Genomic DNA, 22045 nt, shown 5'->3' on the forward strand with positions numbered 1-22045 from the left:
ACCAAGTTTATATTCCACTACCTGCAAAATATCATTTCAAGTACTTACGGGTAATTCTTTGATACACAATTATTTTATCTAAGTACTGTCGATATTTTTGATATTTAAGAACGTTCCATTGATTTGATATATGTTGAAATACCATTTATTTATGTCAATAAATGCTGATTAAGGATAAAGGGGGTTGTATCCTGAATCTGCATATAAACAAGATGTTGAAAATAAATTTGTGGGAGTTATAAATATGGATAAAATGAAAAAAGTCGGTCTTTTAGGAGCAGCAGCACTTATCGGTGCAGGACTTGCAGCACTTTCGGAAGAAAGGATCAGGGAGTTCGTTAAGGAAAAAGTTGATACCGGAATGATTAGCAGGGAAGAAGGAAAAGTCCTTGTTGAAGACCTTGTAAGCGAAACTAAAAAACAAAAGCTCAGTCTGGAAAAGAATATTATTGAAAAGCTGCACAATTCGGTAAAAGTAGCTGATAAAGAACTGGGTGAGCTTACTGACAGGATGGATGAACTTAAGATCCAGGAACTTGAAGCTGAGCTTGAAAGAATGAAAGAAATGAGAAAGGGGCAACAATAAGTTGCTTCTTATTTCAATTCAATCGATTAACAACTTATACGTTTTTACATAAGGAATACTTTGATCTTGTCTAACTTAGAGGATAGTATAGAATATGGAAGAAAATGGAACACAGGATAAACTTGCTGTACTGATTGATGCTGACAACGCACAGCCCTCAATAATAGAAGGATTGATGGACGAGATTGCTATCTATGGTGTTGCCAGTGTGAAGAGGATATACGGAGACTGGACATCACCAAGCCTGGTTTCCTGGAAAGAATCATTACTTGATCATTCTATCCAGCCGATACAACAATTTGCTTATACCACAGGAAAGAATGCAACTGATAGTTCACTGATCATTGATGCCATGGACCTTCTTTATACTGAAAAACTTGATGGCTTTTGCATTATTTCAAGTGATAGTGATTTTACCCGCCTGTCCCAGAGAATAAGAGAATCAGGCCTAAAAGTCTATGGTTTCGGGGAAAAGAAAACACCTGTGGCTTTTATCTCAGCCTGTGACAAGTTCATCTATACTGAAAACCTGAGAAAAGAAGAAACATCCACATCTGAAGTTTCAACGTCCTCCAGATCTGATAAATGGAGTACGAATGAGCTTAAAGGCGATTCAAAACTTGTGAATCACCTGAGAAATGCTGTTGAAGATTCTGCTGATGAAGAAGGCTGGGCCTTCCTTGCAGAAGTCGGTGGAAATCTTATCAAACGCAGCCCAGATTTTGACCCAAGAAACTATGGCTACAAAAAACTTGGAGAACTGGTGGAAGCAACAAATCTTTTCGATATCGACAGAAGAACACATAGTGGTTCTGGAAAAAGTGTCTTGATATATGTCAGGGATAAGAGGAACAGAGGGAAAAAATAGCAACTTAGATTTCAAGGCTCTTTTTCCAATATCAACTACAACAATGGAACATACCTCAATTTCTTTCCCATCAATCTCATCCTCACAAAACCTAACAGGAAAACTCCAATGGAGCAACACCTGAAGCAGTAATAACATTATTACCAATAACAACAGGCTCATCACGATAGAATTCTTCACCTGTGTAGTTCGGGCACGCGGATTTTTTTGCTTTTAATGACCTAACCATGAAAAACCGATACCGTATTACTCAATGTTGCCAGAAGGCCAATACAAGCAACAGAGTGTCTTGTTATATTCCAGTAATAACGATCCGCATTTTTATATACATGGTACATTACAAATAAAAAGCCTATCTTCAAAGGTATAAGTGAAGCAAAACCATATGCGTGGAAGATATCAGATAAAAAGGGATTCCCCTCATAGAAATTCCCGGTGCTCAATGCATATATTGTCGTTATAGTGTCACCAAGGACATAAAGAAGTAGCACAAACCACATGTCTTTCATGAAAGACATAATTAGCCAACCGCCGGATCAATGCAGAGACTGACGTCCTTCAAACCTGACTTACAAAAGCAAAGCTCATAGGCATCATTTATTGAGTTTTCCATGTTATACCACCATAGATTACATCTGGTTATTCCAAAACTATATTCTCAGTTTTGACGTATAAGTCTTTCTACAGATATTTATAAAGTATAGATAATAAAACAGATAGTATTTTTAAATTTTAATATCAAAAGATGCATAACTAGCTAACTAATAATATCAACTCGTCTTCTGAAACAGACAAAACAGAAAGATCCCAAATTCTATACCTTCTGCATAAGAACTAAATGTCAGCATAGAATCAAATCATATGACTTCCTACAAATTATTAAAACATAATCAAGTGATTAGAATCCTGACATAATGATGAAAAAGATCATTCTGTAAAAGGAATGTTCTTAAGACATACGATATGATGTGCCTGTGTTTTGAGAATCATATACATGATATCAGGCATTTTCAGATTTTTAATAGAATTAGAAATAATAACCCAAAATCAGAATACAAAGAATGAACTAAGGCTGTGACCCTATAATAGAAAGAGCCAGGATATAGGTAAGCTCAAAAAAACGAACTTCTATTAATAATAGTTATTCTTAATTGAAAAACAAGAAAAGAACGGAACTTTCTTATGAAACTTAAAGTTCTGCTCTTTTTTATGGTTGTTTCTTTATCAAATACTAGTACTCTTTCGTGTCTTATAGGAGTAACTACTCTTATAATTCATTTAATACTCCTATAAGGCAAAGATTCTAATTATTTCTTATTATGAATATGAAAAAGATAGGTTTTTCTAAAGGTACTCTTCATTACATGAAGCAGAATGCTGAAGTTGATAAGCCTTTTACTCTGAATGCTCATGCAAGGGAAAGGTTGGAACTGTGGGGGACAGTTTTTAAATTACCTTAAACTAAGAATGTGTAATATGGTAACAGATAATATTCAGATAAGGAAAGCAAAAGACTCAGATTTTAACGATATAATGGAAATTGAAAAAGAGGCTTTTGGATCCGAGGAAGAAGCAAATCTTGTATCCCAGCTTTTGGAAGATAAAAGCGCAGAACCATTAATATCTTTGTTAGCTTTTAAGAAAGAAGAAGCAGTTGGACATATTCTTTTCACAAAAGCAACTATTGATGGGAATATAACATCACCATTAGTTTACATTCTTGCACCTATGGCAGTTAAACCGAAACATCAGAGACAAGGAATTGGTGGTATGTTAATTAATGAGGGATTGAATAAGTTAAAAACAATTGGTGCTGAAATGGTTTTTGTTCTCGGACATGAAAGCTATTATCCAAGATACGGATTTAAGAAGGATGCCGGAAGTATGGGTTTTGCTGCAACTTATCCGATTCCGGATGAACATGCAGGTGCATGGATGATCTATCCTTTAAGCACAGGAGCAACTGATGGATTTAAGGGCAGGGTTGTTTGTGCAGATGCTTTGAATAAACCAGAGTATTGGGGAGAATAAAAAATTATTGAACTAACATTTACTAAATAAAAATGTTATATTTTTTAATACAAACACTAACATTTGATTTTTAGATGTCCCTTGTATTTTCTTGCTTTTTCAATCAACAGAAAATTCTTAATTTAGAACAAAAATTCCGTTTTTTGGCTTACCTATTACCCTAATAGTAAAAGCCTCGGGCGGGATTTGAACCCGCGACCTCGTCCTTACCAAGGACGCGCTATACCCCTAAGCCACCGAGGCACAGAATGAGTATTGGGGTGCTCTCCCCTAATACACAGAATCAATTAATAAGCTTTCGGTTGGAAGAGAGATGATTTATAAGCACCAGCGATCATCAACAGGGAACTTCTCATTGATCCACATAAGGACGCCGTTGTGATGAACGATCCTGTAGCTTCTGGAAAGAACTTTTTCAGATCCAAAGAGAGTGTCATTCTCCACAATTTCGATATTCTCAAAATCCCTGCGTGTTTCAATATCATGATCACGAAGTATCCTGCCTATCGGAATGTCCGCTTTCATCATATCACTGCGCACACCCTCAGGCATTTTCTCAATTGCAGAGAGTGAACGGGCAAACACATAAGGTATATCGCCTGCTGTCAGAGTGACAACACGTTCATTGATATCTGAACCCACACTCACATCGAACAGTTCGGCCATTTGCTCATCAGCAGAAATAATGTGCTGATAATCAGTAACAACAGCAGTGGGATGCCTGGTCATAATCTCCAGAAGGAAAGTAACTGAGCCATCAGTTCCTGCACATATTCTCAGACAGGTTGGGATATCAAAGCTCTTCAGTTTTTCAAGAAAGTTCATATTCAACTATCCTTAGTTATAAAATAGTGAAAAAAAAAGGAAATTTACTTGGAAACTGCTTTCTTAGCCTGCTTCAGGCGTTCCTTTGCAGTATAGCCCGTAGCTGCTTGAAGAAAATTTCTGAAACGCTTGTTGGAATCAAGAATAAGTTCATCATCTGTAACTGAAGTATCAGATTCAGTATCAACGGCCAGTTTCTTACCTTCTAACCACACCGTAACTCTGGAAAGAACACCATAAGAAGTAACGAACTTGCCATCCTCTTCCTTTATCTCACTTGGAAAATTATCTGTAAGGCACTCGTAAATCCTATCCATTTCAGGTTTATAACCACGCTTTAACTTGTATTCCTGCATTTCAATCAACCCTATATAATAATCTCCAGATGAATAAATGTACCGGTTTAACTATAAAAAGGCATCCGGGAAACAAACTACATCATATGTATTAAAGTTACAAAGTACCAAGAAATTCCTCAGCGAGCAAAGAAAGTCTTTTCTTCTTTTCATCATTCATACGATCATAAGCTGCAACCATCATTCTCATTCGAAAATTATTCATAAGCATATTCCTGTTCTTATTAATAAAACGCCAGTAAAGTGCATCCCATATATTGCACCATTCACCTCTTTTGTAATCACTCATTTTTAGAATGTACTTTGAACCGGAAACATAAGGCTTGGTTGATAGAGTACCACCAGCGGCAAACTGACTCATACCATATACATTCGGAACCATAACCCACTCATATGAATCAACAAACATCTCCATGAACCACTTATAGACTTCATCCGGATCAATCTCGCATAAGAGCATAAAATTGCCAAGTACCATGAGTCTCTCAATATGATGACAATATCCATACTTTATTAATTTCTTTATCAAATCATCAACTGGCTCAATTCCCAGCTCTCCTGTATACCACCGTTCATCCATTTTCCTGTGGTGACTAAAGTAATTGCCTGTCATATCAGAGGCATGATACATACCCCTCATAAATTCGCGCCAGCCAATTATCTGCCTTATAAATCCCTCTATGCTCGATACAGGAACAGTATCGCTGTTTTTCATATAATATTCAAGAATCTTCCCTACAACCTCATCCGGCGTTAGCAGACCAATATTAATCAAAGGAGAGAGCACCGAATGGAAAAGAAAAGATTCATCCTTCCTTATCGCATCCTCATAAGGACCAAAAGAATTCAGACGCTTATCAATGAAATCATCCAGCCATGGAATAGCATCTTTCCTGGTAGTAGGAAGATAAAAATCAGAGGATTTTCCGGGATTGGATGGAAAAGTATTCTCCACAATATTGATCAGGTCCTCTGTATGGGAAGTTCTCTTAACACGTATAATCCCCGGAACATTGACCGAATCAGGCAAAGGTTTCCTGTTCTCCTGATCAAAGTTCCATTTACCACCTTCAGGCTTGTCTTTTTCATCAATGAGAACTCCAAATTTCCTGCGCTGGGAAATATAAAAGTTGTTCATCAGGAGTTTATCCCTGCCATCACGATATGAATTAAACTCATCAATAGTGGTCATGAATCCGGGAGAACTTACAGTTTTAAGATCAATCCCATATTCTCTGCAAATACCACCAATCATGGATTTAAGTCCTTGTGATTCAAATTCATAAGTTATGATACTGTCAATGTTGTGGATTTCCATGGTGTAAAGGAGTTTTTCCCCATAATTTTGATTTTTGTTTTCACCAATACCATAATAAACAAGATCAAAACTTTCAGACAACCAGTCACGATATGATCTCATTGCAGAAAGCATCAATATTAGCTTGTGTTTATGATAGGCAAAACTCCTGCATAAACCCATATCCTCAGCCATGAAAAAAAGAGTTTGATTGTCAGGTTCCAGTGCCTTCAGATCGCAAAAAAGACAATTTCCGGGAATCAGGGCAACTTTTGAATAAAAACCTGACATAGGATGATCAATTAGTACCATCAGCTATTCACTATTATTTGTGAAGATTATTTCTGCAATACCAATTTTCCCCTGTCACCTACAAGTCTTACACGAGGAACTTTTTCCAGAACCATTTTACCAAGTCTCTTTAGCTCATTCCATTCTGGCGTGGGTTCATTGTGACCCTTAAACGGGAGATCAAAATCCGGATTGCTCATAAATTGATAGAGCATAACCTCAGAGGCATCTTCAAGATCAGGCAAAATGCGAGACATAGTCTCTTCATTCACATATTCAGGAATAACACGTATCCATACCCGGAGCCATTTTTGCTTTGCAATCACCATGGATTCATCCAGGAGCTTGAGATATTTTTTAGTCCTTTCCTCTGACATTCCTGTGAGTTCCATGACTCCTTTTACATCATCCCCTGGTGCTTTTATTTCAAGCACGAATCCATATACAAACGGAAGAGCTTTTTCAAGGACATCAGGTTTCATACCATTGGACTTCAATATAATACGCTTTCCAGAACCGTGAAGGGATTCAATAAGGGGAAGAAGATCTTTCTGCAATGTTGGTTCTGCCCCACCAAGATAAACGTTTTCAGTTGTAGACTTGCCTGCATACTCCACTACCTCATCTACAGTCCATTGTTTAACAGGTTGATGTATGTGAACACAATACGGACACTTCATATTACAGCCACCAAACTCAACCCTTATCTGTCCTTTAGCATCGGATAGATCAATTAATCTCATTCATACACTCCTTCACTCAATACCAGTTTTAAAATGAACATGACAATCTACACTTTTATAACTAACAATATTAATAGTTCCCTCAAAGCAGCGATTACTTTTTATGTGTATTCTACCATCAGAACAGAAAAGACGGTGATCACATTGGTAAGAAAACTAAGACTTGAAGATCTTGAGAGATCAAAAAGCAAAAAGGAATCAAAACCTGAGGAAAAGGATCTTGAAAATCTCTATGATCTTATAATCCCACCTGGAACTCCTTCATATATCATCTATGATCTTGTTGAGGAATTTGATCTCGAACCTGTAGGCAGGAAGATCAATGTCCACATCGTGGATACTGATGAAAGGGAAGTGATTGTCCTCAGGGGAGTTATGGAAGAAGTTCAGGCTGCTGAAAAGTTCCTCCATGAAGAACTCCAGGCTTGGATAGAAAGTGACTGAACTATTATTTACAAGTGTTATTAAAAGAACTCATGATAACAGGCTGGCTGAATCTTTTTAGAAGATTTTAAATGCCTGTTATATTATCATTGTTCAGGTCAAAAACAACAGCTTTGCTGTTACCATCATAAATATCGATTATCCGGCTGTCGTTGATCTCACCTATAACAGCAGCCTTCAGCCCTGCATTTTCAAATACAGCTACACATTCTGAAGTATTCTCTTCTTTTGCAGTGACGACATAGCCTGTTGCAGGATATATCTTTAGCCACTGCTCAAAATCAACATCATCGGGGCATGGAATTTTTCTGAGATCAATAGAAGCACCCATCCTGCTAACCTCACAGAGCATACCAAGTGTACCAATCGTACCAGGATTGCTGATATCTTTTCCTGCAGTTACCAGTTTCTTTTCTCCGATCCCCTGCATTACCATAAAACGCTCACGAACAACTTCAGCATCCTTAAAAGATGTTGTATCCCAGCTATAAGGTGAGTTCTTACCAACCCGGCCGTCCATGTCATAAGCAACTATTACGGCATCTCCGGGTTTTGCACTGTCACTTCTAATAACGCAGTCCTTCTTTGCAATTCCTACTATTGCAACCGCAAGAGAATTATAAGGAGTGTCAGGATGCATATGACCTCCAACCATAGGAACTCCGAATTTGCTGATACCATCACGAATTCCTTTCATTATCTCTTCTGTGGATTCAAGATCACTTGAAGCCATTACGTTTACCATTGCAAGAGGACGGCCTCCCATTGCAGAAATATCGTTCACGTTGACGACCACAGAAGTATATCCTGTCCACCAGGGACTCTTGTTAACTATTCTACCCCATATGGCGTCAGCTGCAAAAAGAATTACATCATCGGTACCAATATCGATGATAGCTGCATCATCACCAAAATCATCTATAACCTCACCATACTCAGAACGAACTGTCTCAAATATACTAACAATATCTGCAATCGGTTTTTTTCTGGTGACGCCTTCAAAATTCCTCAAATTTGCCGCAAGCTCTTCGATATTCAAAAAAACACCTGTACAACATTAGTAGAATAAATAGAATAAATGTAGAGCTATTATGAAAATGTTTCAGTGAAAAGGCTCATGCCTTCCCACCTGAATGCTTCTTTTTCATATCAACTTTAATAATGTTCCTGCGTTCTTCGCTCATCTGCGACATATCCTGTCCAATAAGTCCGTATGCGTCGGACCTGCACTGGCGACAATGTCTCATCTGCTGAACATAAGGTGCACACTTGTCCTGAACAGCCTTACATTCTGCCGGTGTTGGTGCTGTCCTGTCAACAAACTTTGCCTGGCAGATAAGTGGCATCACATTCATTATAAATACACCAAGTTCATTGATCTTCTGGGCAAGCTTAACAATATGCTCATCATTTATACCGGGTACAAGAACTGTATTGATCTTTACCACAAGACCTGCCTCTACAGCCATCTTGATGCCTTTAAGCTGGTTCTTAACCATTATCTCACCAGCTTCAAGACCACGGTAAACTTTTCCCTTATAAGATACGTGACTGACCAGCTGAGCCTCTATCTCAGGATCAATGGCATTCATCGTCACTGTCAAGGTGGTGACCCCAACTCTTAGAAGGTCGGGCATCTTATCAGGGAGATTCAACCCATTTGTACTCAGACAGAGAGTTACATCAGGGAATTCGTTCTTGATTAGATCCAGTGTTTCAAAGGTCTCGTCATTAGCAAGCGGATCTCCTGGTCCTGCAACACCAACTACCTTTATGAATGGATAAGCATCCAGTACCTGCCTTGTCTTTTCAAGAGCTGCCTGCGGGGTGAGTACTTCACTGGTAACACCCGGTCTGCTCTCATTTACGCAGTCAAACTTACGATCACAATAATTACATTGAATATTGCATTTCGGAGCTACTGCAAGGTGAATTCGGCCAAACTTATGTTGAGCCTCTTTGGAATAACAAGGATGTTGTGATATTATCCTCTTGATATCTTCATCCCTAGAAACTTCTATTTCGCAATCATCTTTCTCATTTTCCATTTCTATAGCTCCTATGGTTCTGAGCAGCTCCAATAAACACGGCTCAATTTAAGGGAAACTACTAGATATAGCTTTGTATAAACTTATGACAAATTTACCAAAATTAAACTACTTTTCACACTTTCAACATGTACTTACTTCGCACCACTTTCCGTTACCTTCCCACATCTTGACTGAGAGTGGAAAATCAAGTCTTGAAGAAAGTTTTGCATGAACGTGCTCACACAGGTTCTCCACACTTGGGAATTCAAGTATATCGTTAAGAAGCACATGATCGTACTCCTTGAGAACTTCTTTTATGACCTTTTTTATCTCATAGAAGTCCATGACCATACCCGTCTCTTTCTTTTCACCTTCAATTACAATTTCTGTCTTGTAAGTATGTCCGTGAACTATGCCACATGTTTCATGCCCTGGCAAATAGTGGGCACTATCAATATAATCAACAATTCCAAGTCTCATTTTCATTATAAACAACCCCACATCTTATGTGTCTGAGGTATTATTCGCGTATCAATATCATTAAGGAAAGATTCCTGTAATTGTAACAAAAATCCAGGTTCAGGTTGCATATCTTTCTGTGTGACCGGTTGAAGTATCAAACTGGAAATATAGCCGGAGATCGCTCCGACAACACCTTCAATATCATCTGCAGGTGTGTCCTTTGTTACAACGATCTTACAGAAACAATCCCTGTCCTTTGTAACTTTAAGAGTTCTGAAACACTCAATAGTACTTTCAAGATGCAATTCAGGGTCTTCAAGCAATGAATGAGGGAGCAGCTTGACATCACCGGAAACATAGGAAATTTTGTCCTTCACTTTTTTAGCCATACGAGGAAGTGTCATATTCGACTCCAGGTACAGAGGAACTTCCGTTTCAAGTAAATTGATGAAATCAGAATGTATCAGTGGTTCACCGCCTGTAAGGGATACCGAGTGTAGACCGGAATAAGAATTGATCATTTCACCGACCTTTTCAGCAATCAGAGGATTTTCAAACTCATGGAACTCATTGGATCCGGGAACAGCTTCAAACCTGCAAACCTTTGTAACTTCAACAGGAGTATCGCAATAATTGCATTTCAGGTTACATCCGGTAAACCGAACAAAAGCCTGCCTGAATCCCACATATGGACCTTCACCCTGTACTGAACAGAATACTTCACTAAGAGAAGCCTGCATTATATCACATCCAATGGTCTGGATTTGCGAAGATCTTTCTCAATATCAATGAATTCATTGTAATATCGCTTTGCTATTTTGTCCATCAGGCCTGCAACATCATCGTTGCCAAGTCCAAGGTCTTCAAAACTGCCATAGAAATCGTGAACAACATTAATCCCAAAATGAATCTTCTGTGATACTGCCGATGTGCTTGCGATGGACACTGTTAGCTTTTTGCCATTTACAAAAAGATCATCACCCTGTCTGACAATATCATTGTGATATTCAGAAAGAACCTCTTTGACTATTGCAGTGAACAGGCGCTGTCTTGAATATATGAGTTTCAGATCACTTGAATCAAAGTGCTCGATGATAAAATGAATCATATCAGTTGAAAATATTATATCACCCTGTTTCTTATCCTCAAGATCGATCATATGTTCAATCTTAACATCACATACACCCCTGAAAGCTATGATGGAATCTTCTTGGATATCTTCAAGATTGTAAGCCCAGAGAGATGATATCTGACTACCATCATAATCCATCTTTTCATCAAGAACTAAGCATTTCATAATTAGCACCCATAGTACGACTTAACTACAAACTCTATTCCTTACCAAGTCTTACAAGCAGAGGGTCTTTGGTACCTGCAGCTTCAAATGCTCTTCTTCTCCTTGTACAACTTTCACATTCCCCACATGGAGCATCTTCACCATGGTAACAGCTCCAGCTATACTCAAGAGGAGCTTTCAGTTCAATGGCCCTGGCAACTATTTCTTTTTTGCCCATCCCAATGAGCGGAGCGAGCACTTTAACTCCATTCTGTGTTGAATATGAAAGAGAGTCATCAATTGCAGCAATGAATTCAGGGGAATTGTCAGGGAATGTAACAGCTTCCTCTTTGTTAAATCCCACAACAACATACTCACACTCCATACTCTCTGCATAAGCTGCTGCGATGTTTATAATAATACCATTCCTGTTAGGAACCCACACAGCCTTGGCAGATTCAACTGTGATGGAAGGATCAGCTTCTTCGGAAATCTCATCTATATCAAGTTTTGGAACGGCAGTATCTGTGTTCACAAGAGATGTAGTGGTAATCTCCTGCATCCAGGTAATATCGAGAATACGATAATCTAATCCAAAGTGTTCGCAAACCTTGATGGAATTTTGTATCTCACGCTCGACAGCACGCTGCCCATAATTGAATATAAGAGCCATTTTTATGCCAGTCTTTTCGAGTACTGCCGCAACGGAAGTCACTGAATCAAGACCGCTACTTAACAAAACAATTGCAGTAATAGGGATTCCTCCTAAGAGTTAGTTGATGATAAGTAATACTTGAATAATACCTGAGGAGGTCTTAAAGAATACTACTATATAAATAACCATCGCTATTAAGAAACAGAATATTGCTACAAATAAATAAAAATCGGAAAAAACTACTTCAAAAGACTTATAATGTACATATTTCTAAAAGGAGGAAACTGTAATACCAGAAAAAACACAGGTAAAAAAGAAATAAGAACAAATAAAAAAGTTAAAACCGTAATCCTACGGTTTTAATCAGATTCGTTTACTGTCTTCTGCTGAAGATGAAAGCCATACCAATGATTGCTACCATTGGGATTGCAATGGTTGGGAATTCAGGAACTTCCTGGGTCACAGGAGTTCTCTCTTCTGAACCTTCCTCATCATTGCCTATTTCTTCATTTTCTTCTTCACCGCTCTTTGAAGTCAGATCAATATCCTTTGTTATTGAAGCATTATTCAATTCATCTTCACCATATGCGACCATCTTGACTGTGTACTTAGTAGCATCTGAGTATTTATGTACAAAGGAAGAATTATCACTTGTTGTTCGGTTTGCGCCATCACCAAAGTCCCAGTACCAGGATGAAGCATTCTCAGATTCCTCAGTGAAAGTCACATTAAGACCGTCAACAGTGTAATTAAAGTCTGCTATGACTGTTACAACTGAGTCAGAGTCATCTTCAACAACTTTCTTTACATCATTCCCATCATTTTCATCCTCTGTGCTGGATGTACCTAGACTTCCACCACTATAGAACATAGTCGCGGGTGGTTCAGGTGCTTCTTCTTTTGATGTATTTGTATTTACTTGTTCAGGTTCCTTGGAACTTGCCTTAGGACTGTCCTGAACAACCGTCTCCTTGTCCCCAATTACCGGAGCAGGCACTTCTTCAGGAGATTCCTGAGCAGAACCAGCCTGATAATTGATCAGTCCTGCAAGCAAGAGAACTGAAAGGAACATTACTATAACTGGCAAAAATAATCGTCTGTCCATAATCGTACCACCTTTTTTTCATAATCCAAATTAATCGTTACTATGTTAAGCATAAGAGAGAGTCATATATAAGTTTTTTCACACTGCTGAAAGTCATACTCATTATGATATACCATAATTACAAAGTTGAAAACGAAAACAACAGAGCATTATTAATAAAAATATAAATAGGCAATATTCACAATATTCAATCCTATAATTACATATACATTACACCCAATAATAAATGGGAGTGAAAGAGTGAATCCAGGCAATAAAAATCCAGATGACAGATACAATAGACTGAAAAATGAAAAAAGCCCATATCTGTTACAACATTCACAAAATCCGGTTGACTGGTTTCCATGGGGAGATGAAGCTTTCAATCTAGCGGAGGAAGAGGACAAACCAATATTCCTTTCCATTGGATACTCTACATGCCATTGGTGTCATGTGATGGAAAAAGAATCCTTTGAAAATGATTCTGTTGCACAACTGTTAAATGAGTCTTTTGTTTCCATCAAAGTAGACCGTGAAGAAAGACCGGATATAGATAATATATACATGACAGTATCTCAGGCAATAACCGGTCGTGGAGGGTGGCCCCTTTCCATTCTTATGACACCGGACAGGAAACCATTCTATGCTGGCACCTACATCCCCAGGGAAAGTCGATACGGTGTACCAGGAATGGTTGACCTGCTGCCTGCCATTTCAAGACTCTGGAATAGTAAACGGCATGAACTTCTTGAAAGTGCAGATGCCATAATTAATGCTGTTTCAGAGAATAACAGAGCAGAACAGAAAACTAACCTGACTATCGAAAAAAGACTGCTCAAAAATACATTTGATCAACTCTATAGTATCTATGATGAAGAATATGCAGGTTTTGGCAGAGCTCCAAAATTTCCAACACTGCATCATCTTACATTTCTTCTGAGATACTGGAAAAGAACAGGTAATGCAGATGCACTGGAAATGACCGAAAGAACACTTGAAGCAATGCTAATGGGAGGAATATACGACCATATAGGCTACGGAATACACAGATATTCCACAGACAGACATTGGCTTGTACCTCATTTTGAGAAAATGCTGTACGATCAGGCCATGATGGTCATTGCTCTGACAGAAGCATATCAGGCAACTGCAAACCCGGAATACAAAAAAGCTGCTGAAAATATCCTGAAATATATTGAAAGGGATATGACCTCACCGGAAGGAGGTTTTTATTCTGCAGAGGATGCAGATAGTGAAGGAGAAGAAGGTAAATTCTATCTGTGGAGTACATCAGAAATTGAAGGTATACTTGGAAAGGAAGATGCTGACCTCTTCATGAAAGTATATAACATAAAAAAGGAAGGCAATTTTACTGAAGAACACAGTAATGTTTTGACGGGAAAGAATATCCCTTACCTGACAGAAAGTATCCGGAACATCCGCTTATGGAATGAAGAGCATGGAAAATACATATCAAATTCCGTTGACAATTCCATAAGAAAATTATACGAAAGGCGTGAAAAAAGAATACATCCATCAAAGGACGACAAGATCCTGACAGACTGGAACGGACTTGCCATTACAGCTTTATGTAAAGCATCACAGGCATTTGATGATGAAACTTACACACGGAAAGCAATTAAAGCTGCAAATTTCTTCATGGAGAATATGAGTGAAAGCAATGGAAAAATGAAGCATAGATATCGTGAGGGAAATGTTGCTATTGATGCTTTCCTTGAAGATTATGCTTTCTTTACCCAGGGGCTTATTGAACTTTACCAGACAACTTTTGACATTAAATATCTGGAACATGCCCTGAAACTAAATGATTATCTTATCGACCATTTCTATGACGCTGATGAGGGAGGATTCTTCCATACATCTGATGAAGCAGAAGAACTGATATTCAGGAGTAAAGAAGTTTATGATGGTGCAATACCTTCCGGAAACTCAGTGACTGCCATGAACATGTTGAGGCTGGCTAAGATCACAGGCAGTTCCGAGCTTGAGGAACTGGCAGACAGAACTCTCAGCACATTTGCGGAAAAGGTTAGTTCAACACCTGCAGGATATACACAATTCATGTCAGCCGTTGACCTGGCAATTAACGGATCAGTGGAAATAGTGATTGCAGGAGAAAAGGAAGATGCTGTATCAGAAGATGTGATCCGTATGATCAACGAGAGATTCATCCCGGAAAAAGTTATCCTTATAAAAAATAAAAAAGATGCAGAAAGACTCTCAAAAATAGCACCATATACTAAGGACATGGAGATGACAGATAACAAAACAACCGTGCACATATGCCAGGACCACATCTGCAAACTCCCTTCCAATGATGTTGATAAGATCAAAGAACAGATAGAGGCACTGTCCCACATTTAAAGAGGAACTAATATGACAACAGGAAAGTTCTACAACCCTGAGATTGAAACAATGGAGAGAAGCGAGCTTGATTCCTTAATAGATGAGAGGATCAGATATACAGTTAATTATGCTGCTGAGAACTCATTGTTCTATAAAAAATGGTTCAGAGAACATAAAATAAATCCCTCTGATATCAGATCACATGAAGACCTGCTGGAACTTCCCATAATATCCGGTAAGACGATCAGGGAAAACCAGCCACCTGTAAAAGATGATTTCGGGTTCAGAACTGTTGACTGGAAAGAGGTTTTTACAATACACGAAACCAGTGGAACCAGTGGCACACCAAAATCATTTTTCCTTACATGGAACGACTGGGAGAGATATGCGGAAAAATATGCCAGATGTTTCGTATCTCAGGGACTTGGAGAACAAGACCGAATTGTTGTTTGTGCTTCATACGGAATGAATGTCGGTGCGAATACCATGACACTGGCAGCCAGAAACCTTGGAATGACAATGATACCTGAAGGAAAGTGTACATTCCCTGTCAGGGTCATGGACTCATACAAGCCAACCTCGATAGTAGCCAGCGTATTCAAACTTTTACGCCTTGCCAGGAGAATGAAAGATAATGGACTTGATCCGGCAGATTCCAGTATTGAACGCCTTATAATAGGCGGAGAAAGCTTTGCAGAAGAATCCAGGAAGTATGTTGCTGAAATATGGAACTGTGATGTTTACAACAACTATGGAAGTACAGAGGGAACCATGTGTGGAGAGTGTACAGACAGCAGTGGACTACATGTCCCTGAAGATCTGGTACATCTTGATGTCTACGATCCCGGCATGGACAAATTCGTAAAGGACGGTGAATGTGGCAGACTTGTGCTTACCACGCTGCTACCTGTTGGAGCAAAAAGCGGTAACGTGCTTCTTAATTATGATACAGAGGATACAACGGTTGTCCTTGACAGAGGAGAATGTTCCTGCGGTAGAACTCACATGAAAATAATGACACCTGAAAGAGAAGCTGAAACATTCTGGACATCAGGAACTCCTTTTAACAGAGTTAATATCGAAAAAGGGGTTTTCCAGAGGGAGAACATGGAGTACCTTACAGGGGAGTATGAAGCATTCCTTTATGGGGGCGATGATGAAGAAGAAACTACCCTCAGAGTAAGCATGGAATGTAACGATATACAGAACTGTAATAAACAGGTCATTGAAGAGAATTTCCTTAGATCGTTCTTTGCCTACAAGAAGAATCTGGAAAGTGCTTACATTGACGGAAGACTGAATATCCTGTTCAACTACGTAAAACCCGGGGAGCTGGAGTTATACCGCATTAAAGGCAGGCCAAAGCGTATTGTTGACAGAAGATAAGGAACCTGATATGAGAATCATATCAGGATTATTCCTTCCCAGAGTACCAGATAGAGATAAAATCCGCCCAGGAAAGTCAGTATCCACAGTAAGAGGGTAATTTTCATCATTTTCAGGGGATCAACAACGGAAGGTATTTTTTCACTGAAAGACAGTTTGATGTATATAGTAAATATGATAACAGCCAGACCTGATAAATGATGAAGATACATTATTGAATTAAAGGAAGAGCTCATGTTGAATCCCGAAAGTGAATACATTGAAGGAAGCATGAATGCAATCACAGATAATAATTGAACTGTCACAGCAATAATAATGAATTTACAGTGTTTTCCATAAGGGTCTTTAGATGCCTGAGTAACAGCAAAAGCAAGCAATATAATTACAATAATCTGTAAAAACAAGTCCACATAAACCGTATTTAAATCTGAGAACATATATTTATAACCCCATTAATTATAAGGATATGTTTTGGCTAAAGATATAAATATCTAGCTTAAAAGCAGATTACATTGATATGATATTCTGAATCACATTTTCAAAACAGGTTCTGTACTAGAAATTTCCTTTGTAAACTTTCAGGCCGTTTTCAGAAACTGCAAGAATCCACGGTTCCATACTGTGTGCTGTGGAACGCATTTTCCTTACCCTCATGTATCTATTGGCAACATTACCCTTAAGATGCAGACCAAGTTCTATAATTCCATCTGCAAGATAACCTTCCATCCCTGTAGCAGGGTCAGAAATACCGGACAGTTTTTCTTCTTCCAGTATAAGGAAAGTTGTCAGTTTTTCACGTCTCATGGTCTCAAGGAATTTATACATTATTTTTCTCAGAATACGTGGATCCACATCAAGAAGAGAATATAGCGCGCCCAGAGAATCAATGGCTACACATGTACATTTCTCACCAATGTTTTCCCTGAACTGAACAATGTTTTCTTCCAGTATATTCAGGAGATCATCCGAAAATTCATCATACATTACACGATAATCACTAAAATCCGATATATGGAGCTTCTTTGAAAGTTCGATTCCCATGCTGTCCATATTCTGAAGATGGTTTTCCTTACTTTGCTCAAAAGTTATGTAAAGGCCATACTCATCTTGCTCTTCCAGATAATTAGATAAGAGCTGGAAAGTGAAACCTGATTTAAGCGTGCCTGCCGCACCGGTAACCAACACTACACTGTTTTTGGGTATATCTGTCTCAAAGACCTCATTCAAACCTTCTATGGTATCCACAAATCTCATAATACCCCTCTTTACTTCTAGTTTTCAAAAAGAAGTAAGAATAATAGTGTAAAAATAATATATATCTTTAATGATGGTAAGATAATTAAATGACAATATATCTAAATAGAATCTATTCTTGACCTAATAATAATCTTTTATTGCACGCAATGATACAATTTTTCGCACATAATGCGCATAAATTTATCTGCAAATATTGTTTTATATTATAAGTTCTCTGGGCCCACAACATCCCCGTTGACAGACCGCATCCATCTTTTAAGCAAATGGAATTCCTTCTTTTCCAGAACATCAGGATCAAGCTGAAGTAGCATTCGTGAATTTGATGCCATGATTGTGCCATTGGTCTGCTCCAGTAATTTGACAACAGAAAGGAAATCATTGTCAAGTATCAGGTATTCCAGACCATCCATAAGAACAACACCATCTTCAACCTTATTCACAAAATCAGCTATAGTGGGATGTATTCTGAAAAGCTCAGTGGAATCGATGGACTGCTGATCCGTTGTCTTGTTCTTGGTCAGCCACACGATTGGTGTTTTTGCAATACCATATATATTACGTATCTTATCAGGATTCATCCTTGTAATACAAAGTCCGGGTTTCCCGCTTTTCACAAGTTCGGAAAATGTTTTGTAGCTTGGCCCCTGTTCTTCGGAGCCTGAAAGATATATAAATCCACCTTCAAGTTCAACTTCCGTCTTGTTGGGGTCTTCTTCAATATCCTCAGTCAGAGGAGTGATAAAAAGACCTCTTAAACGTGAGCGATCCTGAAGAGTAATTATGAGACCTTCTTTTTTATTATCATCAGGAAGCAGAGAAGTTGAAACATTCATTAGAACCTTTTCATCATGCTTGGTATAGAAAATCATTTCAAAATCTTTTTTCTCAGCGAATTCCAATAGGTTCGCATCATCCACAAATTCCCTGATAGGTTGTGCAATGATATCACCGACTTCATAACCCAGCAGGTCTGCAGCATTCTTATTAGCAGTAACTATTCGCTTTTTACTGTCAAGGGACAGTATGGCAATAGGTGATGCCTTCAAAAGATTATCAAGATATTCGTTGGCCCTTTTAATCTTTGATTCTGCTTCAAGTCTTTCAGTGATATCTTCACCCGAAACAAGCAGACCGTTCCTGTTTCCTTCAGAATCATACAGTACAATGTTGTTCCAGCTCATTATCCTTTTTTGTTTATTGCTGTTTAAGAAAGGAATTTCAAAATAACCCACATATTCTGCTGATGTTGAAAATAGTTTTTCAAAGCCCTTTCTGGCGCTTTCCCTGAAAAGTTCCGGCACATAACTCTCAAACCAGTCGCTACCAAGAATCTCATCTTCCGGATAACCAAGAATCTCACATCCTTTCCTGTTGATAACCTTAACAATACCATTCTCGTCCAGCACAAAAAGCATTACTCCTGCAAGTTCCAGATAATTCTGCGCCTGATCCCTCTCAGCTATCAATTCATCATGAAGTTTCTTAATCCTTAAAAGTGAGCCTACTCTAGTCTTGATCTCAAGACGGTCCAGAGGTTTTGTGAGAAAATCATCTGCGCCTGAGTTGATACCTTTTATGCGATCTTCAAGACTTGATAATGCTGTAACCATGATAATAGGAATGAAACGGGTCTTTTCAGAACTTTTCAGTATCTTACATACCTCATAACCGGTTATGTCAGGCATCATGAGGTCAAGTAATATTATATCAGGACTATGTTCCTCAACTTTTTCCAGTGCTTCTAAACCACCATATGCAGATATAATCTCATATTCATGCATGAGATAGGCATCCAGCAGCTTAACATTCATTGACTCATCGTCAACAATCAGCACTTTACCTTTTTTTTGCTCTTCCATCCCTTTCACTCACAAAACATGTTGATAGGTATCCAGTATGGGAAATGTGTCTCAAAGTCACAACACTATATAATATCTAAAGTATTTAAATAAAACCCGACTGCTAAAAATACTGTTTTTTAAGTTAGTTTTAGATGCAAAAGTACTCTGATTTTAATCGGTAGTGATAAAAAATAAATTACTATAATTAACGAATAGTATTACTAAACAAGAAATTATTAATATTAAAACATAATTCATAGTCATAATTCACTACATAATTGGATGATTAAAACAATATTTCATAATAAATTACAGCCACCATCTAATCGTAAAATAGGATGAAAAAGTGTTCGAAAACTTGCTCAATGTATCAGATCTTCATGTGAGATTCCCAACAGATGTTGGACTTGTAAATGCTATCAATGGTGTAGATCTTTCTATAAATTCAGGAGATATCATGGGTTTGATAGGCGAATCTGGTTGTGGAAAATCTGTACTGGGACTTGCAATAACTCGTTTGCTTCAGGAAGATGCCATTGTAAATGGAAGAATTAACTATAGAGGAGATGAACTGCATGCTCTTGACAAAAAGACTATGCGACAGATAAGAGGGAAAGACATTGGCATAATCCTGCAAAACCCCGGTACATCACTGAACCCTGTAATCCCCATAGGTAAGCAGATAGCTGAGCCACTGGTCATTCATCAGAGAATGAAACGTTTTGCTGCGATGGATAAAGCCGTTTCACTCCTTGAACGCGTAAAGATACGGGAACCTGAAAAAAGAGCAAAGGAATATCCTCACCAGTTCAGCGGTGGAATGAAAGAGCGTGCTCTTATAGCTATGAGTCTGGCAAACGAATCTGAATTCATAATTGCTGATGAACCCACAAAGGGACTTGATGTCACTGTAAAAAAGAATATTGTAAAGCTGCTCAAGGAAATAGCAAACAAAAAGACAATGCTCATCATCACCCATGACCTTGCAGTGGCAGAAGATGTCTGTGACAATATAGGAGTCATGTATGCAGGGGAAATAGTTGAAATTGCACCTGTTGAAAGGATGTTCAGTGAACAATTACACCCTTATACAAAAGGATTTTTTGAATCGCTTCCTGCAAGAGGACTAAAGCCTATTAAAGGGAACAGTCCTTCACTAATCGATCTTCCTGAAGGATGCAGGTTCCATTCCAGATGTGACCACTGCACAGAACGTTGTAAAAAAGAACATCCCCCTATGATCGAGCATGAAGGAAGACATGTGAGGTGTTTTCTTTATGCTTAAAGTTTCCGGGCTTAAAAAAACATACATTACAGGTACATTTCACAAATGCAGAGTTCATGCTGTTAATGATGTTTCATTTCATATAACAAAAGGACAGACCTTTGGAATCGTCGGAGAGAGCGGCTGTGGCAAATCCACACTTGGAAAGTGTGTTCTCAGACTCACAGAGCCAACTGAAGGAAAGATAATATTCAATGGTACAGAAATTACATCCCTGGATAAGGAAAGCCTGCGAAGTATCAGACCAAAAATGCAGATGATATTCCAGGACCCGGATTCTTCCCTGAACCCCAGAAAAACGCTGGGGCAGAGTATAGCAGAACCATTGAAGATCAGTGAAATAGAAACAGGCAGAATCAGTGAAAAGGTAGAGGAACTTGTCAGGCATGTGGGCCTCCTTCCAGAACATATAGACCGGTATCCGCATCAGTTAAGTGGAGGGCAAAACCAGAGAGCTGTGCTTGCCAGAGCTTTAGCACTTGAACCGGTATTTATTGTAGCTGATGAACCAACAGCTTCACTTGATGTTTCAGTACAGGCACAGATACTCAACCTGCTCAAAGACCTGAAACATGAGTATGGACTTACCATGCTATTCATATCCCATGACCTTGAGCTCATGCGACATATGTGTGACCGTATTGCTGTAATGTACATGGGAAAGATTGTTGAGATAGCAAGCGTTGAAAACATCTTCCATTCACCAATGCATCCTTTCACACGCCTGCTGCTCAATGAAAATGAAAATGATAGTGAAGAGATTTCATGTGCCAGTGGTATAAGCAATATTTGCTGCTATTACAACAATTGTCCTTTGAAAACAGGAAAATGTGCACATGATATTCCTTATCTCACCGAACATATGCAGGAACATTTTGTAGCCTGTCACAATATCAAATCGATGCATATTATAGAAAATGATTGATCCGACCGACAGGTCGTTACGTTTATTTAGGCAGAG

The 22045-nt window shown here is 38.5% G+C and carries 25 protein-coding genes and 1 tRNA gene; 9 read left to right on the forward strand and 17 right to left on the reverse strand.

Going from position 1 to position 22045, the window contains the following annotated elements; translation table 11 throughout:
- Positions 1 to 244: 244 nt before the first annotated feature.
- Both J2746_RS05160 and J2746_RS05165 read left to right on the forward strand, forming a co-directional pair.
- Entirely contained in the window at positions 245 to 586 is a 342-nt protein-coding gene (locus tag J2746_RS05160; protein WP_209617264.1) for a hypothetical protein, read from the forward strand.
- A 94-nt stretch (positions 587 to 680) separates the two neighbouring features.
- Positions 681 to 1454, forward strand: a complete 774-nt coding sequence (locus J2746_RS05165) for an NYN domain-containing protein (RefSeq protein WP_209617267.1) — start codon at positions 681 to 683, stop codon at positions 1452 to 1454.
- 91 nt (positions 1455 to 1545) lie between these two features.
- On the opposite strand, the gene J2746_RS05170 is transcribed toward J2746_RS05165, so the two are convergent.
- Both J2746_RS05170 and J2746_RS05175 read right to left on the reverse strand, forming a co-directional pair.
- A complete protein-coding gene (locus tag J2746_RS05170) occupies positions 1546 to 1683 on the reverse strand; it encodes a type 1 glutamine amidotransferase family protein (protein WP_209617269.1) in 138 nt (45 codons plus the stop codon).
- The gene (locus tag J2746_RS05175; protein ID WP_209617272.1) at positions 1676 to 1972 is read right to left on the reverse strand and encodes a DUF5658 family protein; all 297 of its coding nucleotides are present in this window, start codon (positions 1970 to 1972) and stop codon (positions 1676 to 1678) included. Before J2746_RS05175 ends, J2746_RS05170 begins: the two co-directional genes overlap by 8 nt.
- 807 nt (positions 1973 to 2779) lie before the next feature.
- Between J2746_RS05175 and J2746_RS14855 the strand changes: the two genes are divergently transcribed.
- A complete protein-coding gene (locus J2746_RS14855) occupies positions 2780 to 2914 on the forward strand; it encodes a hypothetical protein (RefSeq protein WP_280921221.1) in 135 nt (44 codons plus the stop codon).
- A 16-nt stretch (positions 2915 to 2930) separates the two neighbouring features.
- A complete protein-coding gene (locus J2746_RS05180) occupies positions 2931 to 3485 on the forward strand; it encodes a GNAT family N-acetyltransferase (protein ID WP_209617274.1) in 555 nt (184 codons plus the stop codon).
- A gap of 171 nt (positions 3486 to 3656) precedes the next feature.
- Here J2746_RS05180 and J2746_RS05185 read toward each other — a convergent pair.
- The 5 genes from J2746_RS05185 to J2746_RS05205 form a co-directional block, all read right to left on the reverse strand.
- A tRNA-Thr gene (locus J2746_RS05185) sits at positions 3657 to 3728 on the reverse strand.
- A 75-nt stretch (positions 3729 to 3803) separates the two neighbouring features.
- Positions 3804 to 4310, reverse strand: a complete 507-nt coding sequence (locus J2746_RS05190) for a chorismate--pyruvate lyase family protein (protein WP_209617278.1) — start codon at positions 4308 to 4310, stop codon at positions 3804 to 3806.
- Positions 4311 to 4354: 44 nt separating this feature from the next.
- Complete coding sequence (locus J2746_RS05195; protein WP_209617282.1) at positions 4355 to 4666, reverse strand: DUF5611 family protein; 312 nt, start codon at positions 4664 to 4666, stop codon at positions 4355 to 4357.
- Positions 4667 to 4763: 97 nt separating this feature from the next.
- A complete protein-coding gene (locus J2746_RS05200; RefSeq protein ID WP_209617286.1) occupies positions 4764 to 6275 on the reverse strand; it encodes a cryptochrome/photolyase family protein in 1512 nt (503 codons plus the stop codon).
- A 26-nt stretch (positions 6276 to 6301) separates the two neighbouring features.
- Positions 6302 to 6997 (reverse strand): radical SAM protein, encoded by a 696-nt coding sequence (locus J2746_RS05205; protein WP_209617288.1) that lies wholly within the window; start codon positions 6995 to 6997, stop codon positions 6302 to 6304.
- Positions 6998 to 7141: 144 nt separating this feature from the next.
- Here J2746_RS05205 and J2746_RS05210 point away from each other — a divergent pair, with 144 nt between their 5' ends.
- On the forward strand, positions 7142 to 7441 hold the full coding sequence (locus J2746_RS05210; RefSeq protein ID WP_209617294.1) for a hypothetical protein: 300 nt from the start codon (positions 7142 to 7144) through the stop codon (positions 7439 to 7441).
- 67 nt (positions 7442 to 7508) lie between these two features.
- Here J2746_RS05210 and J2746_RS05215 read toward each other — a convergent pair whose 3' ends face one another.
- From J2746_RS05215 to J2746_RS05245, 7 genes are all read right to left on the reverse strand, one after another.
- Positions 7509 to 8480 (reverse strand): methanogenesis marker 2 protein, encoded by a 972-nt coding sequence (locus J2746_RS05215; protein WP_209617298.1) that lies wholly within the window; start codon positions 8478 to 8480, stop codon positions 7509 to 7511.
- A 76-nt stretch (positions 8481 to 8556) separates the two neighbouring features.
- Complete coding sequence (gene nifB, locus J2746_RS05220; protein WP_209617301.1) at positions 8557 to 9489, reverse strand: nitrogenase cofactor biosynthesis protein NifB; 933 nt, start codon at positions 9487 to 9489, stop codon at positions 8557 to 8559.
- 123 nt (positions 9490 to 9612) lie between these two features.
- On the reverse strand, positions 9613 to 9960 hold the full coding sequence (gene queD, locus J2746_RS05225) for a 6-carboxytetrahydropterin synthase QueD (protein WP_209617561.1): 348 nt from the start codon (positions 9958 to 9960) through the stop codon (positions 9613 to 9615).
- Entirely contained in the window at positions 9957 to 10673 is a 717-nt protein-coding gene (locus J2746_RS05230; protein WP_209617304.1) for a 7-carboxy-7-deazaguanine synthase QueE, read from the reverse strand. Before J2746_RS05230 ends, queD begins: the two co-directional genes overlap by 4 nt.
- Entirely contained in the window at positions 10673 to 11230 is a 558-nt protein-coding gene (locus J2746_RS05235) for a DUF366 family protein (RefSeq protein WP_209617307.1), read from the reverse strand. The genes J2746_RS05230 and J2746_RS05235 overlap by 1 nt, the downstream gene beginning before the upstream one ends.
- A gap of 34 nt (positions 11231 to 11264) precedes the next feature.
- Positions 11265 to 11963 (reverse strand): 7-cyano-7-deazaguanine synthase QueC, encoded by a 699-nt coding sequence (queC, locus tag J2746_RS05240; protein ID WP_209617563.1) that lies wholly within the window; start codon positions 11961 to 11963, stop codon positions 11265 to 11267.
- A gap of 274 nt (positions 11964 to 12237) precedes the next feature.
- Positions 12238 to 12969 (reverse strand): PKD domain-containing protein, encoded by a 732-nt coding sequence (locus J2746_RS05245; protein ID WP_209617310.1) that lies wholly within the window; start codon positions 12967 to 12969, stop codon positions 12238 to 12240.
- A 240-nt stretch (positions 12970 to 13209) separates the two neighbouring features.
- Between J2746_RS05245 and J2746_RS05250 the strand changes: the two genes are divergently transcribed.
- Together J2746_RS05250 and ftsA are read left to right on the forward strand one after the other, a co-directional pair.
- A complete protein-coding gene (locus tag J2746_RS05250) occupies positions 13210 to 15333 on the forward strand; it encodes a thioredoxin domain-containing protein (RefSeq protein ID WP_209617313.1) in 2124 nt (707 codons plus the stop codon).
- Between the two features lie 12 nt (positions 15334 to 15345).
- A complete protein-coding gene (gene ftsA, locus J2746_RS05255; RefSeq protein WP_209617316.1) occupies positions 15346 to 16701 on the forward strand; it encodes a coenzyme F390 synthetase in 1356 nt (451 codons plus the stop codon).
- Between the two features lie 17 nt (positions 16702 to 16718).
- Here ftsA and J2746_RS05260 read toward each other — a convergent pair whose 3' ends face one another.
- The 3 genes from J2746_RS05260 to J2746_RS05270 all read right to left on the reverse strand — a co-directional run bounded on the left by J2746_RS05260 (position 16719) and on the right by J2746_RS05270 (position 19817).
- Complete coding sequence (locus J2746_RS05260) at positions 16719 to 17138, reverse strand: hypothetical protein (protein ID WP_209617318.1); 420 nt, start codon at positions 17136 to 17138, stop codon at positions 16719 to 16721.
- A gap of 118 nt (positions 17139 to 17256) precedes the next feature.
- Positions 17257 to 17955: an RAD55 family ATPase gene (locus tag J2746_RS05265; protein ID WP_209617321.1), complete on the reverse strand. Its 699-nt coding sequence runs from the start codon at positions 17953 to 17955 to the stop codon at positions 17257 to 17259.
- A 206-nt stretch (positions 17956 to 18161) separates the two neighbouring features.
- Entirely contained in the window at positions 18162 to 19817 is a 1656-nt protein-coding gene (locus tag J2746_RS05270) for a DUF835 domain-containing protein (protein WP_209617324.1), read from the reverse strand.
- A 328-nt stretch (positions 19818 to 20145) separates the two neighbouring features.
- Here J2746_RS05270 and J2746_RS05275 point away from each other — a divergent pair, with 328 nt between their 5' ends.
- Positions 20146 to 21084 carry an ABC transporter ATP-binding protein gene (locus tag J2746_RS05275; protein ID WP_209617326.1) on the forward strand — a complete coding sequence of 313 codons (939 nt, stop codon included), beginning with the start codon at positions 20146 to 20148 and terminating at the stop codon, positions 21082 to 21084.
- A complete protein-coding gene (locus tag J2746_RS05280; RefSeq protein WP_209617331.1) occupies positions 21077 to 22009 on the forward strand; it encodes an ABC transporter ATP-binding protein in 933 nt (310 codons plus the stop codon). Before J2746_RS05275 ends, J2746_RS05280 begins: the two co-directional genes overlap by 8 nt.
- The last annotated feature ends 36 nt before the right edge of the window (positions 22010 to 22045 follow it).

Source organism: Methanolobus bombayensis (assembly GCF_017873415.1).
Lineage (GTDB): Archaea > Halobacteriota > Methanosarcinia > Methanosarcinales > Methanosarcinaceae > Methanolobus > Methanolobus bombayensis.

Bases quoted from the DNA above. Each gene is read 5' to 3' on its own strand.
- J2746_RS05160 (WP_209617264.1), top strand. From the start codon at position 245: ATGGATAAAATGAAAAAAGTCGGTCTTTTAGGAGCAGCAGCACTTATC.
- J2746_RS05165 (WP_209617267.1), top strand. From the start codon at position 681: ATGGAAGAAAATGGAACACAGGATAAACTTGCTGTACTGATTGATGCT.
- J2746_RS05170 (WP_209617269.1), bottom strand. From the start codon at position 1,683: ATGGTTAGGTCATTAAAAGCAAAAAAATCCGCGTGCCCGAACTACACA.
- J2746_RS05175 (WP_209617272.1), bottom strand. From the start codon at position 1,972: ATGTCTTTCATGAAAGACATGTGGTTTGTGCTACTTCTTTATGTCCTT.
- J2746_RS14855 (WP_280921221.1), top strand. From the start codon at position 2,780: ATGAAAAAGATAGGTTTTTCTAAAGGTACTCTTCATTACATGAAGCAG.
- J2746_RS05180 (WP_209617274.1), top strand. From the start codon at position 2,931: ATGGTAACAGATAATATTCAGATAAGGAAAGCAAAAGACTCAGATTTT.
- J2746_RS05190 (WP_209617278.1), bottom strand. From the start codon at position 4,310: ATGAACTTTCTTGAAAAACTGAAGAGCTTTGATATCCCAACCTGTCTG.
- J2746_RS05195 (WP_209617282.1), bottom strand. From the start codon at position 4,666: ATGCAGGAATACAAGTTAAAGCGTGGTTATAAACCTGAAATGGATAGG.
- J2746_RS05200 (WP_209617286.1), bottom strand. From the start codon at position 6,275: ATGGTACTAATTGATCATCCTATGTCAGGTTTTTATTCAAAAGTTGCC.
- J2746_RS05205 (WP_209617288.1), bottom strand. From the start codon at position 6,997: ATGAGATTAATTGATCTATCCGATGCTAAAGGACAGATAAGGGTTGAG.
- nifB (WP_209617301.1), bottom strand. From the start codon at position 9,489: ATGGAAAATGAGAAAGATGATTGCGAAATAGAAGTTTCTAGGGATGAA.
- J2746_RS05230 (WP_209617304.1), bottom strand. From the start codon at position 10,673: ATGCAGGCTTCTCTTAGTGAAGTATTCTGTTCAGTACAGGGTGAAGGT.
- J2746_RS05235 (WP_209617307.1), bottom strand. From the start codon at position 11,230: ATGAAATGCTTAGTTCTTGATGAAAAGATGGATTATGATGGTAGTCAG.
- J2746_RS05245 (WP_209617310.1), bottom strand. From the start codon at position 12,969: ATGGACAGACGATTATTTTTGCCAGTTATAGTAATGTTCCTTTCAGTT.
- ftsA (WP_209617316.1), top strand. From the start codon at position 15,346: ATGACAACAGGAAAGTTCTACAACCCTGAGATTGAAACAATGGAGAGA.
- J2746_RS05260 (WP_209617318.1), bottom strand. From the start codon at position 17,138: ATGTTCTCAGATTTAAATACGGTTTATGTGGACTTGTTTTTACAGATT.
- J2746_RS05265 (WP_209617321.1), bottom strand. From the start codon at position 17,955: ATGAGATTTGTGGATACCATAGAAGGTTTGAATGAGGTCTTTGAGACA.
- J2746_RS05270 (WP_209617324.1), bottom strand. From the start codon at position 19,817: ATGGAAGAGCAAAAAAAAGGTAAAGTGCTGATTGTTGACGATGAGTCA.
- J2746_RS05280 (WP_209617331.1), top strand. From the start codon at position 21,077: ATGCTTAAAGTTTCCGGGCTTAAAAAAACATACATTACAGGTACATTT.